At 67.6% G+C, this 22,510-nt stretch carries 23 protein-coding genes; 11 read left to right on the forward strand and 12 right to left on the reverse strand.

Going from position 1 to position 22,510, the window contains the following annotated elements; all coding sequences use genetic code 11:
• Positions 1 to 29: 29 nt before the first annotated feature.
• The 4 genes from hemA (at position 30) to ppk2 (ending at position 5,026) form a co-directional block, all read left to right on the forward strand.
• On the forward strand, positions 30 to 1,313 hold the full coding sequence (gene hemA, locus AC0Z6F_RS19850) for a glutamyl-tRNA reductase (RefSeq protein ID WP_012510140.1): 1,284 nt from the start codon (positions 30 to 32) through the stop codon (positions 1,311 to 1,313).
• Positions 1,291 to 2,373, forward strand: coding sequence for a peptide chain release factor 1 (prfA, locus tag AC0Z6F_RS19855; RefSeq protein ID WP_012510139.1), 1,083 nt, complete (start codon positions 1,291 to 1,293; stop codon positions 2,371 to 2,373). Before hemA ends, prfA begins: the two co-directional genes overlap by 23 nt.
• 5 nt (positions 2,374 to 2,378) lie before the next feature.
• Entirely contained in the window at positions 2,379 to 4,091 is a 1,713-nt protein-coding gene (locus AC0Z6F_RS19860; RefSeq protein WP_448122596.1) for an O-linked N-acetylglucosamine transferase, SPINDLY family protein, read from the forward strand.
• Between the two features lie 152 nt (positions 4,092 to 4,243).
• Entirely contained in the window at positions 4,244 to 5,026 is a 783-nt protein-coding gene (gene ppk2 / locus AC0Z6F_RS19865) for a polyphosphate kinase 2 (protein ID WP_004144943.1), read from the forward strand.
• Positions 5,027 to 5,552: 526 nt separating this feature from the next.
• On the opposite strand, the gene AC0Z6F_RS19870 is transcribed toward ppk2, so the two are convergent.
• Positions 5,553 to 6,128: a TlpA family protein disulfide reductase gene (locus AC0Z6F_RS19870; protein ID WP_100434088.1), complete on the reverse strand. Its 576-nt coding sequence runs from the start codon at positions 6,126 to 6,128 to the stop codon at positions 5,553 to 5,555.
• Complete coding sequence (locus AC0Z6F_RS19875; protein WP_046985223.1) at positions 6,125 to 7,399, reverse strand: YihY family inner membrane protein; 1,275 nt, start codon at positions 7,397 to 7,399, stop codon at positions 6,125 to 6,127. The genes AC0Z6F_RS19870 and AC0Z6F_RS19875 overlap by 4 nt, the downstream gene beginning before the upstream one ends.
• 77 nt (positions 7,400 to 7,476) lie before the next feature.
• Between AC0Z6F_RS19875 and wrbA the strand changes: the two genes are divergently transcribed.
• The 3 genes from wrbA to AC0Z6F_RS19890 all read left to right on the forward strand — a co-directional run bounded on the left by wrbA (position 7,477) and on the right by AC0Z6F_RS19890 (position 8,967).
• Positions 7,477 to 8,070, forward strand: a complete 594-nt coding sequence (gene wrbA / locus AC0Z6F_RS19880; protein ID WP_100434087.1) for an NAD(P)H:quinone oxidoreductase — start codon at positions 7,477 to 7,479, stop codon at positions 8,068 to 8,070.
• A complete protein-coding gene (locus AC0Z6F_RS19885) occupies positions 8,067 to 8,402 on the forward strand; it encodes a DUF2069 domain-containing protein (RefSeq protein WP_099552725.1) in 336 nt (111 codons plus the stop codon). Before wrbA ends, AC0Z6F_RS19885 begins: the two co-directional genes overlap by 4 nt.
• A gap of 79 nt (positions 8,403 to 8,481) precedes the next feature.
• Positions 8,482 to 8,967: an asparaginase domain-containing protein gene (locus tag AC0Z6F_RS19890; RefSeq protein WP_046985220.1), complete on the forward strand. Its 486-nt coding sequence runs from the start codon at positions 8,482 to 8,484 to the stop codon at positions 8,965 to 8,967.
• Between the two features lie 88 nt (positions 8,968 to 9,055).
• Here the strand turns inward: AC0Z6F_RS19890 and AC0Z6F_RS19895 are convergent, their stop codons facing one another.
• From AC0Z6F_RS19895 to sufT, 6 genes are all read right to left on the reverse strand, one after another.
• Positions 9,056 to 10,795: a S8 family peptidase gene (locus AC0Z6F_RS19895; RefSeq protein ID WP_485618438.1), complete on the reverse strand. Its 1,740-nt coding sequence runs from the start codon at positions 10,793 to 10,795 to the stop codon at positions 9,056 to 9,058.
• Positions 10,796 to 11,173: 378 nt separating this feature from the next.
• Positions 11,174 to 12,196 carry a M23 family metallopeptidase gene (locus AC0Z6F_RS19900; RefSeq protein ID WP_100434085.1) on the reverse strand — a complete coding sequence of 341 codons (1,023 nt, stop codon included), beginning with the start codon at positions 12,194 to 12,196 and terminating at the stop codon, positions 11,174 to 11,176.
• Between the two features lies 1 nt (position 12,197).
• Positions 12,198 to 12,533, reverse strand: a complete 336-nt coding sequence (locus AC0Z6F_RS19905; RefSeq protein ID WP_012510131.1) for a transcriptional regulator — start codon at positions 12,531 to 12,533, stop codon at positions 12,198 to 12,200.
• A complete protein-coding gene (locus tag AC0Z6F_RS19910) occupies positions 12,530 to 13,186 on the reverse strand; it encodes a hypothetical protein (protein ID WP_004144915.1) in 657 nt (218 codons plus the stop codon). Before AC0Z6F_RS19910 ends, AC0Z6F_RS19905 begins: the two co-directional genes overlap by 4 nt.
• Before the next feature lie 174 nt (positions 13,187 to 13,360).
• Positions 13,361 to 14,455 (reverse strand): branched-chain amino acid aminotransferase, encoded by a 1,095-nt coding sequence (locus AC0Z6F_RS19915; RefSeq protein ID WP_004144913.1) that lies wholly within the window; start codon positions 14,453 to 14,455, stop codon positions 13,361 to 13,363.
• Positions 14,456 to 14,514: 59 nt separating this feature from the next.
• Entirely contained in the window at positions 14,515 to 15,066 is a 552-nt protein-coding gene (gene sufT / locus AC0Z6F_RS19920; protein ID WP_448122595.1) for a putative Fe-S cluster assembly protein SufT, read from the reverse strand.
• A gap of 122 nt (positions 15,067 to 15,188) precedes the next feature.
• Here sufT and AC0Z6F_RS19925 point away from each other — a divergent pair, with 122 nt between their 5' ends.
• The gene (locus AC0Z6F_RS19925) at positions 15,189 to 15,608 is read left to right on the forward strand and encodes a hypothetical protein (protein WP_004144909.1); all 420 of its coding nucleotides are present in this window, start codon (positions 15,189 to 15,191) and stop codon (positions 15,606 to 15,608) included.
• A gap of 88 nt (positions 15,609 to 15,696) precedes the next feature.
• Here AC0Z6F_RS19925 and AC0Z6F_RS19930 read toward each other — a convergent pair whose 3' ends face one another.
• Entirely contained in the window at positions 15,697 to 17,157 is a 1,461-nt protein-coding gene (locus tag AC0Z6F_RS19930) for an NAD(P)(+) transhydrogenase (Re/Si-specific) subunit beta (RefSeq protein ID WP_004144904.1), read from the reverse strand.
• Positions 17,154 to 17,474: an NAD(P) transhydrogenase subunit alpha part 2 gene (locus AC0Z6F_RS19935; RefSeq protein ID WP_004144903.1), complete on the reverse strand. Its 321-nt coding sequence runs from the start codon at positions 17,472 to 17,474 to the stop codon at positions 17,154 to 17,156. The genes AC0Z6F_RS19930 and AC0Z6F_RS19935 overlap by 4 nt, the downstream gene beginning before the upstream one ends.
• A gap of 98 nt (positions 17,475 to 17,572) precedes the next feature.
• On the opposite strand from AC0Z6F_RS19935, the gene AC0Z6F_RS19940 reads away from it, so the two are divergent.
• Genes AC0Z6F_RS19940 through AC0Z6F_RS19950 form a run of 3 tightly spaced genes read left to right on the forward strand, consistent with a single transcriptional unit; the run spans position 17,573 to position 18,946 of the window.
• On the forward strand, positions 17,573 to 18,157 hold the full coding sequence (locus AC0Z6F_RS19940; RefSeq protein ID WP_100434084.1) for an RNA polymerase sigma factor: 585 nt from the start codon (positions 17,573 to 17,575) through the stop codon (positions 18,155 to 18,157).
• Positions 18,154 to 18,480: a hypothetical protein gene (locus tag AC0Z6F_RS19945; RefSeq protein WP_100434083.1), complete on the forward strand. Its 327-nt coding sequence runs from the start codon at positions 18,154 to 18,156 to the stop codon at positions 18,478 to 18,480. Before AC0Z6F_RS19940 ends, AC0Z6F_RS19945 begins: the two co-directional genes overlap by 4 nt.
• 4 nt (positions 18,481 to 18,484) lie before the next feature.
• On the forward strand, positions 18,485 to 18,946 hold the full coding sequence (locus tag AC0Z6F_RS19950; protein WP_100434082.1) for a DUF3106 domain-containing protein: 462 nt from the start codon (positions 18,485 to 18,487) through the stop codon (positions 18,944 to 18,946).
• Positions 18,947 to 19,023: 77 nt separating this feature from the next.
• On the opposite strand, the gene AC0Z6F_RS19955 is transcribed toward AC0Z6F_RS19950, so the two are convergent.
• Both AC0Z6F_RS19955 and AC0Z6F_RS19960 read right to left on the reverse strand, forming a co-directional pair.
• Positions 19,024 to 20,103: an NAD(P) transhydrogenase subunit alpha gene (locus AC0Z6F_RS19955; RefSeq protein ID WP_485618444.1), complete on the reverse strand. Its 1,080-nt coding sequence runs from the start codon at positions 20,101 to 20,103 to the stop codon at positions 19,024 to 19,026.
• A 52-nt stretch (positions 20,104 to 20,155) separates the two neighbouring features.
• Positions 20,156 to 22,477 carry a DUF1631 domain-containing protein gene (locus AC0Z6F_RS19960; protein WP_012510125.1) on the reverse strand — a complete coding sequence of 774 codons (2,322 nt, stop codon included), beginning with the start codon at positions 22,475 to 22,477 and terminating at the stop codon, positions 20,156 to 20,158.
• Positions 22,478 to 22,510 lie beyond the last annotated feature (33 nt).

The raw sequence follows: 22,510 nt of genomic DNA on the forward strand, positions 1-22,510 counted from the left end.
GCCAGCAGCTTATCGCAAGCAACTGAACAATGACCCTGTGGGTGCTCGGACTGAATCACCAGACCGCACCGGTGGAACTGCGCGAACGCGCAGCCTTCGCCGGTGAGGCGTTGCCGCGCGCGCTCGGTTCGCTGCGCGATACCCCGCAGATCGCCGAGGCGGTGCTGCTGTCCACCTGCAACCGCACCGAGCTGTACGCGGTGGCCGACTCTGCACAGGCGCTGGACCAATGGCTGCATACCCAGGCCGGCGACCTGCAGGGCTACCTGTACCAGCATGCCGATGCCGAAGCGGTACGCCACCTGTTCCGGGTCGCCACCGGGCTGGACTCGATGGTGCTGGGCGAACCGCAGATCCTCGGCCAGGTGAAGGATGCCTGGTCGACCGCGCGCGACCACGGCCTGCTTGGCCAGCGCCTGGACCGGCTGTTCCAGCAGACCTTCTCGGTGGCCAAGCGCGCACGCACCGATACCCAGGTCGGCGCCAACCCGGTGTCGGTGGCATCGGCCGCAGTGCGGCTGGCACAGAACGCGTTCGCGCGCCTGGACGATTCCACCGTGCTGCTGGTCGGCGCCGGCGAGACCATCGAGCTGGCTGCACGCCACCTGAGTGAGGGCAAGGTGCGGCGGCTGCTGATCGCCAACCGCACCCTCGCCCATGCTCAGGAGCTGGCCAGCCGCCACGGCGGCGTGGCCCTGCCGCTGACCGAACTGGACCGCCACCTGGGTGAGGCCGACGTGGTGTTCTCGGCCACTGCCGCACGCGAGCCGGTGATCCATCGCGAGATGGTGGCCAAGGCGCTGCGCACGCGCCGGCACAAGCCGATGCTGCTGTTCGACCTGGCCGTGCCGCGTGACATCGAAGCCGACGTCGCCACGCTCAACGATGCCTTTCTGTACACCGTGGACGATCTCGAGCGGGCGGTGGAAGACAACCGCCGTGGCCGCCGCGAGGCTGCCGCCGAGGCCGAGGCGATCATCGACCTGCAGGTGTCGCGCTTCGTCGAAACGCAGCAGGCCAGCGCCCACCAGGCGCCATTGCGGCAGCTGCGCGCGTTTGGCGAAGCCACCCGCACCGAACTGCTGGAGCGCGCACGCCAGCAGCTGGCCAACGGCAAGCCGGCTGACGAAGTACTGGAACTGCTTGCCCATGGCCTGACCAACCGCCTGCTGCATCCGCCGACCGCTGCGCTGCGCGCGGCCGCGCTGAGCGGCGACGCCGACCTGACCCGCGCCGCCGAGCGCCTGTTCCCGGCCACGCCGGGTTACCGCCACCCACCCGTGAGACCTGATGACGCCGACCCTGCGCCGTAAGCTGGAAGCGCTGGCCGAGCGCCGCGAAGAACTGGAACGCCTGCTCGCCGAACCCGATGTGGTCGCCGACAACACCCGTTTCCGCGACCTTTCGCGCGAATTCGCCCAACTTGAGCCGATCGCCACCGCCCTGGCCGATGAAACCCGTGCCAAGGCCGACCTGGCCGCGGCCGAAGGCATGCGTGCCGACCCCGACCTGCGCGAACTGGCCGACGAGGAAATCGCGGCCGCGCAGGCGCGCCTGCAGGAGCTGGAGCAGGAACTGGCATTGCTGCTGGTGCCGCGCGACCCACGCGACGACGGCAACCTGTTCCTGGAAGTGCGTGCCGGTACCGGTGGCGACGAAGCAGCGATCTTCGCCGGCGACCTGTTCCGCATGTACGCCCGCTATGCCGAGCGCCAGGGCTGGAAGGTCGAGATCGAATCGGACAACCCCGGCGAACATGGCGGCTACAAGGAAGTGGTGGCGCGCGTGGTCGGCCGTGGTGCGTTCTCACGCCTGAAATTCGAATCGGGCACGCATCGCGTACAGCGTGTTCCGGCTACCGAATCGCAGGGCCGCATCCACACCTCGGCGGCGACCGTGGCGATCATTCCCGAGGCCGATGAAGTCGATGACATCGTCATCAATCCGGCCGACCTGAGGGTGGATACGTTCCGCTCGTCCGGCGCCGGTGGCCAGCACGTCAACAAGACCGAGTCGGCCATCCGCATCACCCACGTGCCAACCGGTGTGGTGGTGGAATGCCAGACCGAGCGCAGCCAACACGCCAACCGCGACAAGGCGATGAAGCGCCTGAAGGCGCAGCTGCTGGACGCCGAGCGCCAGCGCCAGGACGCCGCGCAGGCCGAGTCGCGTCGCCTGCAGGTCGGCAGCGGCGACCGCAGCCAGCGCATCCGCACCTACAACTTCCCGCAGGGCCGGATCACCGACCACCGCGTGGAAGGCCTGACCCTGTATGACCTGCCGAACATCCTCGCCGGCGATCTCGATCCGCTGCTGCAGCGGCTCAGTCACGAACACCAGGTCGACGCCCTGGCCCAGCTGTCGGCGGGCTGAGCACGATGACCGCCTGGCAGCAGCGGCAACAACTGCAACAGGCGATCGCTCGCCAGCCCGGCGACTTCGTCGCCTGGGTGATGCTGGCCGACCTGGAACTGGAAGCCGGCGACATCGCTGCTGGCGAGCAGGCGGCACGTCGGGCGCTGCAGCTGCGCCCGAACCATCCCGAAGCGCTGGCGCGATTGGGCCGCGTGGCGTGGATGGCCGGCGCGCATGGTGATGCGGCAAAACTGCTCGGCCAGGCCTCGGCGCTGGCACCGCAGCACCCGGGCATCGCGTTGTGGCTGGGCCACGCGCTGGAAGACGCCGATGATGCCGAGGGCGCGTCGGCCGCCTATCGGCGCGCACACACCCTGATGCCGGCCGAGCCCTACATCGCCGCCCAGCGCCTGGCCTGGCAGCGTCGCCTGTGCGACTGGCAGGACGTGGACGCGCTGGCGGCACAGGTACGTGGTGCACTTGCCTCTGGGCAGGGCGTGGTCGAACCGTTCGCGTTCCTCAGCGAAGACGCCAACGCCGCCGAACAACTGGCCTGCGCGCGCACGCGTGCATCTGCCGTAACCGCCTCGGTGCGGCCGTTGCCTTCGGCAGCGCTGCGTACGCGTGGCCCACTACGGGTTGGCTTCCTCTCCAACGGCTTCGGTGCGCATCCCACCGGGCTGCTGACCGTAGCCCTGTTCGAGCAGTTGCGCCTTGACCCGGCGCTGCAACTGCATCTGTTCGCACTGAACCGCGACGACGGCAGCCGCATCCGCCAACGCCTGCAGGCGGCGACCCAGCTGCACGATGTGGCCGGCCTGCGCCATGCCGACACCGCCACCCGCATCCGTGCGCAGGGCATCGACCTGCTGTTCGACCTGCGTGGCTGGGGCGGCGGTGGCACGCCCGAAGTGCTGGCGATGCACCCCGCTCCGCTGCAGCTGAACTGGCTGGCCTACCCCGGCACATCCGGTGCGCCGTGGATGGATGCGGTGATTGGCGACGACTTCGCGCTACCGCCATCGCTGGAACCGCATTACAGCGAACGCGTGCTGCGCCTGCCGCGTGCGTTCCAGCCCTCGGACAACACACGCGTGCTGGAGCCCGCGCCGACGCGTGCAGACTGTGGATTGCCCGAGCACGGCGTGGTGTTCTGCTGCTTCAACAACAGCTACAAGCTCAACCCGCGCAGCATGGGCCGCGCTTTCGCGGTGCTGCAGGCGGTACCCGGCAGCGTGCTGTGGCTGCTGTCCGGACCCGGCCAGGCCGATGCGCGGCTGCGTGCCGCCGCACAGTCTGCTGGCCTCGATCCGATGCGGCTGGTGTTCATGCCCAAGCTGCCGCATCCGCAGTACCTGGCACGTTATCAGCTGGCCGACCTGTTCCTGGACACCAACCCGTACAACGCCCACACCACGGCATCGGACGCACTGTGGGCCGGCTGCCCGGTGCTGACCTGCCCCGGCGCCACCTTCGCCGCACGCGTGGCCGGCAGCCTCAACCATCACCTGGGGCTGGCGCGGATGAACGCCACCGACGATGCAGCGTTCATTGCCACGGCCAGCGTGCTGGGCAACGATCCAGCGGCACTGACCGCGTTGCGCGCCGAACTGGCACAGGCGCGCGAACACAGCGGCCTGTTCGACATGGCCGGGTTTGCTACTGATCTGTCGGCGCTGCTGCAGCAGCTGGCGAGCGAGCATGGGTGGCAGGGCACAGCAGAGCCGACGAGGTAGAGTCGACTGTTAGTCGACTAACGCGCGCAGCGCGGGGTTTTCAGTTTCCTGCCGAGAGCAGTCAACGTTACCCAGTCGGCGCTCGCCCGGCCTCTACACACCATGACGCGAGCCTGCGCTAGGCTGGGATTTCTCTCCCGCAGGGTGTGACGATGGCCAAGCTCAAGCGCAAGGAATACGACGAACTTCTGCAGCCACTGCAGCTGGAGCTGACGGCGATGGCGCGCTGGGTGCAGCACAGCGGACAGCGCCTGCTGGTGCTGTTCGAAGGCCGCGACACCGCCGGCAAGGGCGGCGCGATCCAGGCCATCAGCCAGCACCTGAACCCGCGCCAGTGCCGCGTCGTGGCACTACCCAAACCCACCGACCGCGAAGCCACGCAGTGGTACTTCCAGCGTTATGCCTCGCATCTTCCGGCGGCCGGCGAGATCGTGCTGATGGACCGCAGCTGGTACAACCGCGCTGGCGTCGAACGGGTGATGGGGTATTGCAGCGAGGCCGAGTACCAGCAATTCCTGCGCCAGGCGCCGGTGTTCGAACAGTTGCTGGTGGATGACGGCATCCTGCTGTTCAAGTACTGGCTGTGCGTGGACCAGGAGCAGCAGGAGAAGCGCTTCGCCGAGCGCCATGTCGATCCACTGAAGGGCTGGAAGCTGTCGCCGGTGGATCTGAAATCACGCAGCAAGTACAGCGCGTACACCGAAGCGCGCGAGGCGATGCTGCGCGCGACCCATCGCGCGGATGCGCCGTGGACGCTGGTGGATTTCAACGACCAGCGGCTGGGGCGGCTGACGCTGGTACGCAACCTGCTCGACCGGTTGCCGGACACCCGGGTGGATGCACCGTTGCCGGAGCTGCCGAAGCTGAAGGGCAAGCTGCATCGCGAGCACTACGATGTGCTGAAGCCGATCGAGGAGTTCCCGGTCGAGGAATAGGGTTGGTCGGCAGGGCTGCGCCCTGCACCTGCCGAAGCCAGAGCAGCAGCAACGGCAACAGCGGGTATTTCGTGGGATGGCGGGGCGGTGTCGGAGTGCGGGGACGCCGCAAGTACGTCCCTGTAGGCTTGGCAGCCGCATCCATGCGGCTGACACCCCGCACTCCGACACCACCCCACCTCTGACAGATCTCCGCGGCTGTTGGATCCACGTCATGCGTGGATGAATTCCCATCGGAATCGAATATTTCGATATCGGAATGATTTGAGCCGAGCATGGCTCGGCTCTACAGAAATGCCGGCAGATCGCGGAAATCTGTCGAAGGCGGGGTGGGTCCGGTTGCGGGAGTGTCCGCGGCATGGATGCCGCGGCCAAGCCCCCATGGACGGGTTTACGGCGTCTCCCGCAACCGGACCCACCCCGCCATCCCACAGGAAACCCGCTTCTGCTGTTGCTGTTGCTGTTGTTGTTGTTGTTGCTCCAGCTCGCAGCAGGTGCAGGGCCGCAGGCCCTGCCGACCAACCCACTACTTGGCAGCAGCGATCTGCTTTTCGATGTCGGCGGCAGTCACCGGCCCGAGGAAGCTGTGCGCCAGCTTGCCCTGTGGGTCCAGCAGATGCGTCAACGGCAGGCCACGCGGCGTAGCGAAGTCGGCCGGCGGGTCGAACGGATCGACGATCACGATCGGATAGGTCACCGGATGCTTGGTCAGGAACGACTGCATCTCCGGCACCTCGATGTCCTCGTAGGCCAGGCCAACCACTTCGATGTTGCTGCGCATCGCATGCAACGCCGACAGCTCCGGCATCTCCTTGCGGCACGGTGCGCACCAGGTCGCCCAGAAGTTCACCACCACCCACTTGCCACGATGCGCGGCCAGGTCGTAATCACTGCCGTCCACCGCCTTCATCTTCAACGTCGGGAACTCGGCGGTGGTGCGCTCGGCCGGCGTCTCATCCACTGGCGCCGGTGCGGTCGGCGTCGGTGCCTGTGCCGGCGGCTGGCTGCTGGCCGGGGTCGGCTCCTGCGCCGGCTTGCAGGCCGACAGCGCCAGCAGCAGGGTCAGCGGGAGCATCAGCGGCAGCGAGGTCTTGCGGGTCATGGTGCGTCTCCAGAATCGGTGTAGATGTCGCTGACCTTGCGCTTGAGGCGCTCGCGCAGGGGCAGTCGCAGGTCGTCCAGGGCCGCCAGTGCGGCGCGGCCCAGGGTGTCGTCGCGGTACGGCAGGTGCTGCTCGGCCACTGGAATGCGCAGCTGGGTGCATTCGTACAGATCAGACAGGCTGACCTGCTCCAGATCGCGCGCGAGCAGCCATTCACCGCGCTCATCACGGCGCAGCAGGCCGATTTCCTGCAGGTTGCAGGCCAGGTCCTGCAGCAGCGAATCGGTCAGCATCGGCTCCAGCCGCAGGATCTCGTCGTCGGCCAGGCCTTTGCCCTTCGCGCGTGCATGGTGGAAGCGTCCCAGCAGGCGCAGCAGGCCGTAGAACTCGTAGCCCTGCGGCAGGCGCAGCTCGACCGGCTGGTACCGGAACGCTGCCATCGACGAGGACAACGACGCGCCCAGCAGCACCGCCACCCAGCACAGATAGATCCACAGCAGCAGGATCGGCACGAAGGCCACCGTGCCATAGAGCTTCTGATAGGACTGGAAGCTGCCCAGGTAAGCACCAATGCCCCACTTCACCAGTTCGAGGATGACTGCGGCGAGGATCGCACCGGGCACCGCATGCCGCCATTTCACCGTGTGGTGCGGCACCACCCGGAACATCAGCGTGATGCAGACGAATTCGATCAGGATCGGCGCCAGCCGCAGCGCCAGGTCGGCCAGCCAACGGCCCTCCTGGGTGCCGAACAATGGCATCGCAAAGACCCGCGCCGACACTGCCAGCGAGGCCGCGGCAAGCATCGCGCCCAGGGTCAGTACGGTCCAGTAGACCAGGAAGCGGGTCAGCTTGGGCCGGGTCGAGCCGACCCGCCAGATCTGGTTGAAGGTCTCTTCGACGCTGTTGAGGGTGATCAGCAACGAGACCACCAGTGCGATGAAGCCGGCGGCGGTGAGCTGACCGGCACTGGCCGAGAACTGCCGCAGGTAGCCCTCGGCGGCGCGCGCGGCGTTGGGCACGAAGTTGGAGAAGACGTAATCGCTGAGCTGGTCGCTCCAGCGGTCGAAGACGGGGAAGGCCGAGAGCACGCCGAACACCACGATCGCCAGCGGCACCAACGCGAACACCGTGGTGTACGCCAGCGCCGCCGCTGCCTGGAACAGGCGGTCGTCGAGGAAGCGATGCCACAGGAAGCGGCCGAAGCTGATGGCGCGTGCGCGATCCCGCGCGCGCTCCATCCACAGGTTGAGCGTATCCAAAGGTTCCATCGGCGAAAGGGTACCCGATGCGGAATGTTCGCAGGATAGCCATACTGGTAGCCACACGACGAGGAGAAGCGGTCACGATGGGCGAGATTCTGGTGCTGTACTACAGCCGGGGCGGTTCAGTGGCACGGCTGGCGCGCCAGATCGCGCGGGGCATCGGTGAAGTGCCGGGCATGACCGCGCGCCTGCGTACGGTACCGCCGGTAGCCGCCGTCACCCAGACCGCACAACCGCCAGTACCCGACGATGGCGCCCCCTACGTGAGCGTGCAGGACCTGGTCGAATGCCAGGGCCTGCTGCTGGGCAGCCCGACCCGCTTCGGCAACATGGCCGCGCCGGTGAAGCACTTCCTGGATGGGCTGGGCACCGAATGGGTCAATGGCACCCTGTCCGGCAAGCCGGCCGGCGTGTTCACCTCCACCGCCTCGATGCATGGTGGCCAGGAATCGACCCTGCTGTCGATGCAGGTGCCGCTGCTGCACCACGGCTGCGTGATCGTCGGCATCCCGTTCACCGAGCCGGCGCTGAGCCATACCACCAGCGGCGGCACGCCCTATGGCGCCAGCCACGTGGCCGGTGCCGCCGATGACCCGCAGCCGACCGACGACGAGGCCGTGCTGGCCCGCGCGCTGGGCCGCCGCGTGGCCGACATCGCACAGCGGTTGGCCCGATGAACCGCCCGCCGCGTACGGTCCTGCTGCTGGCCCTGATGGGGCTGGCCGCGCTGTTCGCCGGCTGGTTCATCAATGACAAGCACTGGCTGGCCACCCAGCTGGTGTTTACCGCGCCACCGCTGGCGCTGGCCATCGCACTGCGCCTGGGCTGGCGCAAGGCGGGTTTCTGGGCCTCGGTGCTGGCCCTGGGCTGGTTCAGCCACGGCGTGATGAGCGCCTGGAGCCACCCGGAGACGCGCTGGCTGGCGCTGATCGAGATCGCGCTGGCCCTGCTGGTGATCTTCAGCGCCAGCCTGCCCGGGCTGCGCGCCCGCTTCGGCAAGCGACGCTGACGCTGCGGCCGCCGGGCCGTATCATCTGTGTTCCTGGCCCCGCGCCGCTGTACCTGTCCTGGTTTCGCGCATGCACATGATGGAAGAGCTCCTGGTCGTCACCACCGGTGGCACGATCGACAAGATCTACTTCGACGACAAGTCGGACTACCAGATCGGCGACCCCCAGATCGGCATGATCCTGCGCGAGCTGGGCGTGACGTTCCGCTTCAACGTGATTCCGATCCTGCGCAAGGATTCGCTGCACATCAACGATGAGGACCGCGAGCTGATCCGCGCCACCATCGCCGCGCAGCCCACCCGCCACGTGCTGGTGACCCACGGCACCGATTCGATGGTGCAGACCGGCCAGGTGCTGGCGACGATTCCGGAGAAGACCATCGTGATGACCGGCGCGCTGAGCCCGGCACGTTTCCGCGGGTCGGATGCCGAGTTCAACATCGGCTGTGCGATCGGTGCAGTGCAGTCGCTGCCGACCGGCGTGTACATCGCGATGAACGGGCGGATTTTCGACCCGCAGCACGTGCGCAAGAACGTGGCCGCGAACCGCTTCGAATCGGTCTGAGGAACAGCGTGCCGACCAAGGTCGGCACCTACCCAAACAAAAACGCCCCGGCCAGAGCCGGGGCGTGCCCATGGAGAGGGGCTTGGGCTCAGTACTGGGCGTTGAGGGTCAGGCCCGAGAAGGTGCTGTAGGCCTTCACCCGCACATACCAGGTGCCGGCGGCCGGACTGTTGATGGTGCAGGTCTCGCTGTTGCCACTCAGGTACGGACGGCAGGTATACGCGGTATCGGTCGGGGCACTGCCCTGGCGCACGTACAGGTCAGCATCACCGCTGCCGCCACTGATCGCCACGCGCAGCTGGGTGCTGCCGGCCGGAACGTTGACCGTGTAGCTCAATGAAGCGCCACTGGCAGCGCCGAGGCCGGTGACCGGGACGTTGTTCTGCAGCACGTTGCCGCCCGGGTTCGGGCCACCGCCGTTGATCGCCGCAGCCACAGCCGCGTCGGCGTCGATGATGCCGGCGCCGCAACCACCCGAGCAGGCGCCCGGCAGCGGACGTGCAGTGCTCTTGATGATGCTCTCCACCTGCGCCGGGCTCAGCGGGCTCGGGGCAACGGACTGCATGAGTGCGACCACGCCGGCCACGTGCGGTGCCGCCATCGAGGTGCCGTTGTACGAAGCGTAGCTGGCGCTGCCCGGGGTGGTGGTGCCGCTGTTGAGGGTGGACAGGATGCCCTGGCCCGGTGCCGAGATGTCGATGCCGTTGCCATAGTTGGAGAAGCTGGCACGCGCACCGGCCGAGGTGGTGGCCGCCACCGCGATCACGTTCGGGCAGTTGGCCGGCACCGACGAGGACACGTTGGTATTGCTGTTGCCGGCGGCGACCACCACGGTGGTGCCACGGCCGACAGCGCCATTGATCGCGTTCTGGTAGGTGGTCGAGCAGCTGCCGCCACCGCCGAGCGAGAGGTTGATCACTTCGGCGGGATTGGCATTGGCCGGCACGCCGCTGACGCTGCCGCCGGAAGCCCACACAATCGCGTCGGCGATGTCGGAGGTGTAGCCGCCGCACTTGCCGAGCACGCGCACCGGCACGACCTTGGCGTTGAACGCGGTACCGGCCACGCCGGTGCTGTTGTTGGTCACCGCCGCCACCGTGCCGGCGACGTGGGTACCGTGCCAGCTGGAGTTGGAACCCGGGTAGCCGGCCTGGCACTCATTGTCGCCGTACCAGTCACCTTCATCGTTCGGGTTGTTGTCGCGGCTATTGCCATCGCGCGCCATCGCGGCGTCGCTGATGAAGTCATAGCCGGGCAGGATGTTGGCGTTGAGATCGGCATGGTTGGTGATGCCGGTATCGATCACCGCGACCACGACGCCGGTGCCGGTGGCCTTGTCCCAGGCCGGCCGGATGTTGATGCCGGCATTGGAGGTGCCGAAGCCCCATTGCTCGCTGAAGCGGGTGTCGTTCGGGGTCAGCGTGGCACGCATGATCTGGTCGACTTCGACGTATTCCACGTTCGGGTCGGCGGCCAGCTTGCGCATCAGCTGCTCGGATTCGGCCTGGTCGAGCGGACGATCGGTCCTGACCAGGGTCGGGCCGACGGCCAGCTTGCGGACCTGCTGCAGGCCCAGCGCGCGGCCCTGGCTGCTGGCCAGGCCGGCGGCGGCACTCTTCAGTGAAGAGGCCAGTGCGGTGGTGTTGGCCACCGGGGCACTGCCGTCGCGGTACTTCACGATGAAACGCTGGTGGGTCTGCGCGGACTGCAGGCCGCTGAGCTGGACGTCACCGGCCAGCGCAGGCGTGGCCAGCAGCAGCGATGACAGAACGGACGCACCAAGGACCACCCACACTCGACGCACACGCGGTTGCGTTACCTGGGACATCGTATTTCCCTTTCTTGTGGTGTGAATGCCGGAATCGGCAGAAGCACCGGCCCGAACCATGGGCTGGCTTGCGTTGGCGAGGTTCGAAGTCCGGCGAGTCAGCGGATCCCCCTAACGATCCGCCGTGCAGATGACGCTAATGACCAAAACCGGACACCACAAGATTTTCAGCGTCTTTTCAGCAAGATGAAATGTTCGTTCTGAGACTTTTCGGGTCGAGGGTTTGTGAAGGTGAAGGAACTTTCTCGTGCCCTGCACGCACCTGACTGGGTCATCACGTGTCCTGCGATGACTTTGCCGACATCGGCGTCCACTGCTGACACCAACGACGGCGCAGCGTGCCCGCGGAGTGCCTGCCCATCGCGTCGGACGCGCTGACTACTTTGCCTGAGGGAGGCGCGCCGGCCGGATCCGCTGCCCTTTGACCGGCTCGCCGCGTGCAACCGGCTGGCCATCGGCGATGTAATCGGAGAACTGTGCCGGCAACGCTTCGCCGACACCGAACACGGGCCCGGCCTGCAGCTGGTAGTGCAGGTGCGGCTCGGAGGAGTTGCCGCTGTTGCCACAGTCACCGAGGTGCGCGCCGCTGCGGACAGCCTGTCCCTGCGCCACACGCACACTGCCCTGGCGCAGGTGCGCCAGCACCGAGTATTCCTCGTTGCCGTGGTCGAGGATGACGCGGTTGCCGGTGAGCTGGGCGGCATTCATCTGGCCCGGCACGTTGTCGGCGACACCCTCGATCACCTCCACCACCGTGCCGTCGGCGGGCGCGAGGATCGGGCGACCGAAGCAGTAGTAATCATCGTTGCGCAGGCCATCGCCACGGTGCGAGCGGCCATCGCGGACCACCAGCAGATCCAGCGCGAAGCGCTGGCCGGCATGGGCCGCATGGTAGTTCTGTTCGACGCTACGCCCGCCCCAGAACACGTAGTACTCATCGTCGAACGGCAGTTGCAGCCGTGTGCGGGTCTGGTAGTCGAGGAACCCGCTCCTGGCGGCCTGCGGTGGCGTGGTCTGGAGCGGGCGGATGTAGAAACCGCCGATCCGCCCGTCGGCGTCGATGGCCCACAGCACCTGGATGATGGCCGGGCTCCTGGCGAAACGCGCCTGCCGCAGATAGGTGTCGAATCCATCAACCTTCTCGACCTTCTCACTGACCAGCTCGGTTTCTGCGCCCCAGCCCGCCAGCACCTGCTCGCGCAGCGCCACCAGGTTCTGCGGGGACTGCAGCCCCGCCTGCATCTGCGGCGTCATCCGTTCCCACAGAGCGTCGATGTGCCCTTCGTAGAACTGCGTGGTCAGCGCAGCTCCCTGTTGGCGCGGATCTGCAGCCGCAGCCGCGCCGATGAGGGCAGAGAAGGAAACAACCAGAACTGCAAACAGGCGCGGGAGCAATGTCATGTCAGGCGTCCTTTCGATCCGGATCGGGAATGCCGGCAACGATCGCCGCCAGCTGTGTGCGGTACTCGGCCAGGGCAGTGCGGCCCATCGGCGTCAACTGCAGGGTGGTCAGCGGGCGCTTGCCGCGGAACGACTTGTCGATGGCGACCAGTCCAGCAGCCTCCAGCTTGCTCAGATGGCTGGACAGGTTGCCCTTGCTCAACCCGCTGAGATGTTCGACAAAGCCGAACTCGGCGGATTCGGCACCTGCCAGGATCGACAGGATCAGCAGGCGTGCCGGCTCGTGGATCAAGCGGTCGAGCTGGAGCAGCGCTCTGGAGTCAGGCAGCTGGGTCATTCGACGTTCGTCCGCGCCGCCATGAACGCGCGCATCTCTACCTGCAGCCGCTGGAAGCGCTGGTGGTCACGCCAGCCGACCACGATCAGTGCGATGGATGCCAGCGGGAACACCGCCGTGCTCGGGCCGAAGCCATACGCCTGCCCGGTGAAGGCCAGCGCGGCCTGGCACAGCAGGAACACGCCCACGATGAACTCCAGCGGCGTACGCAGCCAGCGCCACACCACCCAGGGCAGCAGCGCCACCACGGCCAGGTAACCGATGGCGCGCAGGTCCCAGGGCAGCTCGCCCATCGGCGCCAGCCGGGTCAGCACGCTGCCGATCACCAGCACGCTCACCAGCGCGGTGAAGGCGATGAAGAAGCGCTGGAAGTTGCGTTCTGCCGGCGTGACCTGCTCCTCGACCTGGCCCAGCCGCTGGTAGTAGCGGCGTGCCAGCCATTGCTTGCCGACGATCCACAGCACCGGCACGGCAATCAGCACGATGCGCAGCGCCAAGGTGGTCGGCAACAGGGCGCCGGCAAGGAACGAGGCCAGGCAGGCAATGCCGCCTGCCATGGCCGACAGGCCCCCGGCACTTCGCGAGTACCGCGAGTATTCACGGGTCAGCGCCTGCAGGCGCGAGGAAGGATCAATGACGGACGGCTGCTGCATGACACGCTCCATCGGGGTCGCTTGAATTTAGTTTGCATTGCAAACCTATTTGCGTCAAGCGGCCGTCTGCTGCGATCGACGGGCGGGTCCACAACGCAGAAAGCCCGTCACTGGGACGGGCTTTCAAGAAGTGCCGCCGGGCATGGCCCGGCGCTACCGGTTCAACGCGGGCGATCAGCCCAGCTTGACCAGCCAGTTGTGGCGGTCCGGCAGGCGGCCGTACTGGATGTCGGTCAGCTCCTTGCGCAGCGACATGGTCACTTCGCCGGCCGGGGCGTTGATGTCGCCGACCGAAAAGCCCTCGCCCTTCAGCTGGCCGATCGGGGTGACCACAGCGGCGGTGCCGCAGGCGAATACTTCGGCGATCTCGCCGGAGGTCACACCCTGCTTCCACTCATCGATGGTGACCTTGCGCTCTTCGACCTTCATGCCACGGTCGCGGGCCAGCTGCAGGATGCTCTCGCGGGTGATGCCCTCGAGGATGCTGCCCGAGAGCTGCGGGGTGACCAGGGTGCCGTCCTTGTAGACCAGGAACACGTTCATGCCGCCCAGTTCTTCCAGGTACTTGCCTTCGACCGGGTCGAGGAACAGCACCTGCGAGCAGCCCTGTGCCTGCGCCTTCTGCTGCGGCAGCAGCGAAGCCGCGTAGTTGCCACCGCACTTGGCGGCACCGGTGCCGCCCTTGGCTGCACGTGCGTATTCGGTGGACAGCCAGATCGACACCGGGGCGACACCCTTGGCGAAGTACGGGCCGGCCGGGCTGGCGATGACGTAGTAGCCGGCCTTGTGCGCGCCGCGCACGCCGAGGAAGGCTTCGTCGCCGATCATGAACGGACGGAAGTACAGGCTCGACTCATCGGCCGACGGCACCCAGGCGCTGTCGACGGCGATCAACTGCTTCAGCGATTCAACGAAAATCTCCACCGGCAGCTCCGGCAGCGCCAGGCGCTGCGCCGAACGCTGCAGGCGACGGCCGTTGGCGTCCGGGCGGAAGGTCCAGATCGAACCGTCGGCGTGGCGGTAGGCCTTGATGCCTTCGAAGATTTCCTGTCCGTAATGCAGCACTGCGGCGGCCGGGTCCAGCTGCAGCGGACCGTAGGCACGCACGTTGGCGTTGTGCCAGCCAGTGTCCTTGTCCCAACGCACTTCCACCATGTGGTCGGTGAAGTGCAGGCCAAAGCCCGGCTTCTCCAGGATCTGGGCGCGCTCTTCAGCGCTGCGCGGGTGGTCCGAACGGGTGACGGCGAAGCTGGGAATGGACTGGGACACCGGAGATTTCCTGTTCTGGTTGCGGGTAGTACCGGGCCCGCGTCACTGCGGGCCGTGGGTCAAAGCATGCCGGTCTCGAGCCGGGCCGCCTCGGACATCATGTGCTGGTTCCACGGCGGGTCGAACACCAGCTCGACGTCGGCCTCGGCCACCGTCGGGATCATTTCAAGCTTGCTGCGTACGTCGTCGACCAGGATGTCGCCCATGCCGCAGGCCGGCGCGGTCAACGTCATCTTCACGTCGATCTCGCGCTGTCCTTCGTCCAGATGCTTGATCTCGACCTCGTAGACCAGGCCCAGTTCGACGATGTTCACCGGAATTTCCGGATCGAAGCAGGTGCGCAGCTGCTGCCACACCAACTGCTCCACCTGCTCGTCGGTCGCATCGGCCGGCAGCTCCAGCGGTGCCGGGGCCTCCTTGCCGATGGCATCACCGTCCTTGCCGGCGATACGGAACAGGTTGCCTTCCACGAATATCGAATAGCTGCCGCCCAGCGCCTGGGTGATGTACCCATAGCTGCCGGCGGGCAGGGTCACGGTGTCGCCCTGCGGGACCATCACGGCCTCGCAATCGCGTTCGAAGTGGACAGGTTCGCTGCTACGGGAATACATGGGGACCGATATGGGGCCGTGGCCAAGGCCACGCAAGAGGGCATTCTAGCCCAGCCGCCCTACCCTCGCCGGTGCACTGCCGCAAACCACAGTATCCTGTGGATGACTTTCAGGGAGCTTCGATGTCCTCCAATGCCGCGCGTGCCAGGACCGTGACCTGGCTCTGGCCCCTCATGCTGCTGCTGGGCCTGCTTGTTGCTCCCCTCGCCTGGATGGTGCTGGCCCTGATGACCGGCCGGCAGGTCGGCTGGATGGCCGTGGTGACCGCACTGGAACTGGTGTTCATGCTGCGCATGGGCACCCTGGGGCCGGGCCGGCTGCGCATCACCCTGGTGGTGCTGGGCACGTTGCTGGTGGCAGCGGTGGCCAACTGGACCATCGCCAGCGCGTGGATGGGCGGCTCGATCGGGCTGGACCTGTGGGATGCAACCACGCGGATGGGTCCGCACCTGGCCTGGACGCTGATCACCCTCGCCAATGGCGCGATGGAATGGCTGTGGCTGGCCGTGGGTGTGACTGTGGGCGCCTGGCTGGCGCGCTGAGCGCGTAGATCCACGCCATGCGTGGATGGCGGATATTGGATGTGGGGTCAGAGCCCTTTCCTGCGGAAAGGGATCCGACCCCGTTCCCTCAATGCCCGCCGTCGAGCCCCTTCAGCTCACTGACCAGCGAGGCCGCAGCTTCGGCACCATCGCCGTACAGCATGCGGGTGTTGTCAGCGTAGAACAGCGCATTTTCGATGCCGGCGAAGCCAGTGCCCTTGCCACGCTTGATCACCACCACGTTGCGGGCGTTGACCACGTCCAGCACCGGCATGCCGTAGATGGGGCTGGCCGGGTCGGTACGCGCGACCGGATTGACCACGTCGTTGGCGCCGATCACCAGCACCACGTCGGTGTTGGCGAATTCCGGGTTGATGTCATCCATGTCGGCGATCAGGTCGTAGGGCACGCCGGCCTCGGCCAGCAGCACGTTCATGTGCCCCGGCATGCGTCCGGCCACCGGGTGGATCGCGAACTTCACCTTCACCCCGCGTGCGATCAGCCGCTGTGCCAGCTCCCAGATCTTGTGCTGGGCCTGGGCCACGGCCATGCCGTAGCCGGGCACGATCACCACGCGTTCGGCGAAGGCCATCATCGCCGCCACGTCAGCTGCTTCGATCGGCTTCTGCGAACCGGAAATCGCCTGCGCCTCGCCCGCCGCAGCGCCGCCGAAATTGGAGAACAGCACATTGCGGATCGGCCTGTTCATCGCCTTGGCCATCAACCGGGTCAGCAGGATGCCCGCGGCGCCGACCATCATGCCGGCGATGATGAGTGCCTCGTTGCCGAGCACATAGCCCTCGAAGGACACCGCCAGGCCGGTGAACGCGTTGTACAGCGAGATCACCACCGGCATGTCGGCACCACCGATCGGCAGCGTCATCAGCACGCCCAGCGCCAGCGCCAGCACGAAGAAGGCGACGATCGCCCAGGTGTTGAGCGTGCTGGCCGCGATGATCGCCAGCACTACCACCGCCAGTGCCACCAGCAGGTTCATCACCTGCTGGCCCGGCCAGGTCACCCGCTTGTCGAGGCGGCCATCGAGCTTGGCCCAGGCAATCACCGAGCCGGACAGCGACACCGCACCAATGGCCGCACCGACCACCGCCAGCAGCAGCACCGTGCCCGAGGGTTGGCGTGCAGCGAGGTCGGCCAGCGCCTGCGCGCTCCAGTGTGTGGTATCGCGGTTGGCCAGGAAGGCGTAGCGCAGCAGTTCCACTGCACCGATAGCTGCGGCCGAGCCGCCGCCCATGCCGTTGTACAGCGCCACCATCTGCGGCATGTCGGTGACCGCGACCTTGCCGGCCGACCACCACGCCAGGCCCGCACCCAGCAGCAGCGCCACCAGGATCAACGGCACGTTGTGCAGTTCGGGCAGGAAGAAGGTGGCCGCCGTGGCCAGCAGCATGCCCAGCCCGGCCCAGCGGATGCCGCTGCGTGCGGTCAGCGGCGAGGCCATGCGTTGCAGGCCGAGCAGGAACAGCGTGGCGGCGACCAGGTAGCTGGCCTTGACCAGCCAATCGAGCAGTTCGACGGTGCTGATGTTCAAGCCTGCGGCTCCTTCGGTTCGTCCTTGCCGCGCTTGGGCGCACTCGGCTTGAACATTTCCAGCATGCGCGCGGTGACCACGTAGCCACCGGCGGCATTGCCGGCACCGAGCACCACGGCGAGGAAGCCCAGCGCCTTTTCCAACGGCGTCTGCGCGTGACCCAGCACCACCATCGCGCCGATCAGCACGATGCCGTGGATGAAGTTGGAACCCGACATCAGCGGGGTATGCAGGATCACCGGCACCCGCGAAATGATCACGTGGCCGGCAATGGCCGCCAGCATGAAGATGTACAGCGCTACGAACCCGTCACTCACTGGCAACGCTCCCGCTCTGTCTTCGTCGCCCCATCATAACCATGGGCTGAACCCGGCGCGCGCCCGGCGTCAACCAAAGCCGCGCTCACGCGTTGTCGATGGTGACCCCGAGCGAGGAACCGTACCCTGTGCTGGTGAGCAGCCCCCTCCCCCCGAGCGCCGAGACCGATGCCCTGCCGGCATCGCTGGAGGCGTTCCTGGCCAGCGTCGGCCCGCGTGCGTTCCGCTTCGCCGAGGCCGGCCTGCGCCAGCGCGAGGATGCGCTGGACGCGGTGCAGGATGCCCTGCTGCGCATGCTGGACTACGCCGACAAGCCGGCCGTCGAATGGGCACCGCTGTTCTGGAGCATCCTGCGCCGGCGGGTGATCGACCTGCAGCGCCGGCGTCGCTTCCGCCTGCCGTTCTGGCGTGACAACCAGGACGCCGACGGCGGCGAGATCGACTGGGCCGACCCCGGCCCCGACCCGTCGCAGGCGCATGAGCAGCACCAGCAGTACCAGCAGCTGGTGCAGGCACTGCGCTCCCTGCCCGCCCGCCAGCGCGAGGCGTTCACCCTGCGCGTGCTGCAGGACCTGGACGGAGCCACCACCGCCCGCGCCATGGGCTGCAGCGAAGGCGCGGTAAAAACCCATCTGGCACGCGCCCGGCAGGCGCTGCAGGACTACCTGGAGACCCACCCGTGAACCGCTCCCTGCCCTCCGATGACACCCTGCGCAGCCTGCACGCGCAGTCGCTGCAGGCGTTGTCGCCGACGACGCTGTCACGGCTGCGCCAGGCCCGCCATGGCGCCGGCGCGACCCATCGCGGGCGCTGGCGCTGGTGGCTGGCCAGCGCCTGTTCGCTGGTGGTGGCACTGGGTATCGGCCTGCAGTTCACCGGCCATGGCACGCTGACGGGCCCTGCGCCGGCACCGGTGCTTGCGGCAGTGGAAGACAACAGCGCGCTGTACGACGAGAATCCCGATCTGTACCTGTGGCTGGGCGACAACGACCTGGCGATGGAGTGAACCCATGTCCCGACTGCATACCCTGCCACTCTTGCTGGCCCTGTCGCTGTTACCAGCCATCCCAGCGCTGGCACAGAGCGCCGCACCCGCCCCTGCCACGCGTCCCATGCCGACCGCACCGCTGCCGGCATGGGAACAACTGAGCGACGCCCAGCGTGAATCCCTGCTGGCGCCGCTGCGCGACCGCTGGAACAGCGCCGACGCCGGCCAGCGCCAACGCATGCTCTCGCATGGCCAGCGTTGGCAATCGATGAGTCCGGAGGAACGCGACAAGGCCCGCCGTGGGCTACGCCGCTTCGAGCACATGAGCCCGGAGCAGCGCGAGCAGGCGCGTGCCCTGTTCGGCCAGATGCGTGACTTGCCACCCGCACAGCGCGACGCCCTGCGCGAGCGCTGGTCACAGATGACGCCGGAACAGCGCAAGGACTGGGTGCGCGACAACCCTCCGCCGGCAAAGCCGCGATAACACGGTAGCGCCGGGCCATGCCCGGCGGATCCAATGCCTGCCGCTGCGCTCGCCGGGCATGGCCCGGCGCTACCGGCTCACGCCCGCCAGCGCGTCTTCGCCAACAGCTCGTCGTCCCAGTCGAAGGCGAGCTGGCCCTCGCGCACGAACAGCGCGACGAAGTTGAGCAGGTTGCGCGCATACATCTCGCTGGCCTGGGTCGCGCCGCGGCTGGCCAGGCCGAGCGGGCCATCGATGGTCACACCCTGATGCTCGATGCACTCGCCCGGCCGGGTCAGCGCGCAGTTGCCGCCACTTTCGGCGGCCAGATCAACGATCACGCTGCCGGTGGCCATGCCTTCCACCATCGCCGCGGTCACGATCGTCGGTGCCGGGCGCCCCGGTACCGCCGCCGTACAGATCACCACGTCCACGCTGCGCAGGTGGTCGGCCAGCCGGCGCTGCTGCTCAGCGCGTTCCTCATCGGTCAACGCACGCGCATAGCCGCCTTCGCCGGCCGCGCTGACGCCCAGGTCGAGGAAGCGCGCGCCCAGCGACTGGATCTGCTCGCGGGTTTCCGGACGCACGTCGAAACCTTCCACCTGCGCGCCAAGGCGGCGCGCGGTGGCGATGGCCTGCAGGCCGGCCACGCCGGCACCGATCACCAGCACCTTGGCCGGACGCACGGTACCGGCGGCGGTGGTCAGCATCGGGAAGAAGCGTGGTGCGCGCTCGGCCGCGATCAGCGCGGCCTTGTAACCGGCCATGCCGGCCTGCGAGCTGAGCACGTCCATCGCCTGTGCACGGGTGGTGCGCGGCAGCTGCTGCAGGGGCAACAGGTACAGACGGTCGTCACTGGCCAACGCGGCCAGGGCCGGGTCGCTGGCCGGGGCCAGCAGGCCGACCACGCTGGCAGCGGGCTTGAGCTGCTCCAGCACCGCCGCCGGCGGCGCCTGCACGCACAGCAGGATGTCGATCTCGCCCCAGCGGCTGGCGTCGAAGACCCGCGCGCCTGCATCGTCATAGGCAGCATCGGTGAAGCCTGCGGCAAGGCCGGCACCGGCTTCGTACCAGACGCTGACGCCCAGCGCACCGAGCTTGCGCGCGGTTTCCGGCGTCAGTGCCACGCGCCGCTCGCCCGGCGCGGTCTCCTTGATCCCCAGCAACGCCACGGCCATGCAGGTCCCCGCTGATCGGTGTGTTTTCCCGATCCTAGCAGGCCGCCACCGCTCAGTGCAGGGTGGCGCTGCCCGGGTCCAGCCGATCGATCACGCCCTGCATGGCGCTGTCGAAGGCGCCATCGTCAACATGGGCGCGCAGGCGGCCCAACCGCACCATCACCGCCAGTTCCTCCGGCGAAGCCACGCAGAAACGCACGCCACGGCGGTTGACGAACAGCAGGCGCGAGGAAATCGGGCTGATCCAGGACAGCTTGCCGGCCTGGACCTTGCCATCCTTGTCGACGAAGTCCAGCCAGTTGCCGATCTCCATGCGACGGAAGCGATCGGCGTCGACGTTGTCGAAATCATCAGCATTGATCTGGCCACTCAACTCCACCGCCGGCGACTCGGCCACCGGCGGCGTCGGCAGCGCGACCTGCGGCAGCTCCGGCAGCGCGCGCTGCAGTTCCGGCCGCGATTCAGCAATGCCCTGCAGGGTGTCATGCAGCGCATCGATGGCGGCGGTGGCCGCATCGCCATGCACGCCGACGCTGGCGAATACTTTGGCCAGTACCGGCTGCCAGGCCTGCAGCCACGGCTTGCCGACGATCTGGCGGCGCGCTTCGGCTACTTCTTCCAGCAGGCCATCGCCCAAGCTCAACGCTTCGGCCACCGATGCCCCGTCCTCGCCCTCGCGCAGCAGCGCCAGGGTCAGGTGGTGCTGCCATGGCTGGCGCAGGAACTCGGCAATGGCCGACGGCAGGGTGGCATCGCCGATGCGGCGGTCCAGTTCGGCGCCGGCACGGCTGCGGGCCATTTCCAGCTTTTCCTGGCCGCGCTGCGTTTCGGCGGCGCGACGCTCGGCAATTTCCACACGGCGACGATGCTGCACCAGGAATTCGCGGAATTCTTCTTCCAGGGTCAGGAAGATCGCCAGGTTCTCGTTGAACTCGGCCACCAGGCGCTCGATGATCTCCTCGACCTTGGCCATCAGCATGCGCTCGGCCTGGCTCTCGCCGGTGTTGCCTTCGCAGGCCTCGGCTAGTGAGTTGAGCAGCTTGCGCGCCGGGTGGGTCTTCTGCACGAACATGCGGCGATCGAGCATGGCGACCTTGACGAAGGGCACTACCAGGCGACCGATCAGTTCGCGCGAGCGGCCTTCCAGTTCGCGTTCGTCCAGCATCACGTCGAACAACATGCCGACCAGGTCGATCGCATCTTCGTCCTGCGGATCCAGCCGGCTCTGGCCGGGGTCGACGCCAAGCCGGGTGGCGCTGGACAGCACTTCGCTCTTCAGCCGCTGCGCCAGCGATTCGCCGTCCTCGCCAATGGCTGCGCGCAGGGTTGCGCTGGGCGTGGCCTGCAGCAGCGACAGCACCGACATCATCTCGCGCTGGCTCAAGGGGCGATGCTGGCCAACAGCGACCTGTGCAGCCGACGTCGCGTCCTCGCGCACGTGGCGGGTCTGCTGCAGCAGTTCGTGCAGCGCCTCCAGCAGCATGCCCTGCTGGCCCGTGTAGGCCTCGCCGGTGCCGCCGTCTTCGCCATCCAGGTGCTGCTGCATGTGGCCGCGGCGCTCGGACCAGCGTGCGGCAAAGCGCTGCGCCCAGGCCGGTGCGGCCTGTTCGTCGTCGCCGGATTCAGTATCGAAACCCCCGCCCTGACGCTGCTCGACCAGGTCGTCCAGGCCCGAAGGCATCCGCGGCTCGGGCGCAGCCGACAGCGGACGTCGCGGCGCCCCCATCTGCGACATCACCCCGGCGGCAGCCAGTTGTTCGTCCAGCTTCTCGTAGATACGGCCGACCGGCGCGCGCAGGTCGCGCTCGCACAGCTTGATCAGCACCAGGTGCACTTCCGGCGCCAGCTCGCAACCGGCAAAGGCCTCATGGATGGCCACGCCCAGGTGTTCGGGGCTGACCGGGTTGTGGTCGGCATCCAGCTCGGCGCCGCCGATCAAGCGGCCCAGGCGGCGGTCCAGCCGCGCCAGCACCGGCTTGAAGTCGCGCAGCAGCACGGTCGCGAAATTGCGCACCGCCAGCCGCGACTCCAGTACATGCTCATCCAGCAGGCTGAGACCATCCTCGGCCGGGCCCGACAGGGTCGCCTCGGCCGACAACGGCTCCCCGCTGGCCAGCGCATCCCAGGCCCGCTGCAGGTGGCCGGCGAAGGCGGCGGCGATGTCCTCACGGCGGCGGCGCAGCTCGCGCATCGCATCCAGGAACAGCAGCTGCGACGAGCCAGCATTGCCGGCGCGGTCGAACAGGGCATCGTCGAAACGCGCCAGTGCGGCCCCGAAGGCCTGGCACAGGGCAGGCAGGACCACCTCCCGGGCACGCTGGAGCTGTGCCGGGTCACGGCCCGGCGATCCCATCGGTGTGGGCGCGCTCATCATTCGGGAAGGCTCCCCACCTTCTCTGGTACGACA

The organism is Stenotrophomonas sp. 1L-E-5-B-C3 (assembly GCF_057292075.1).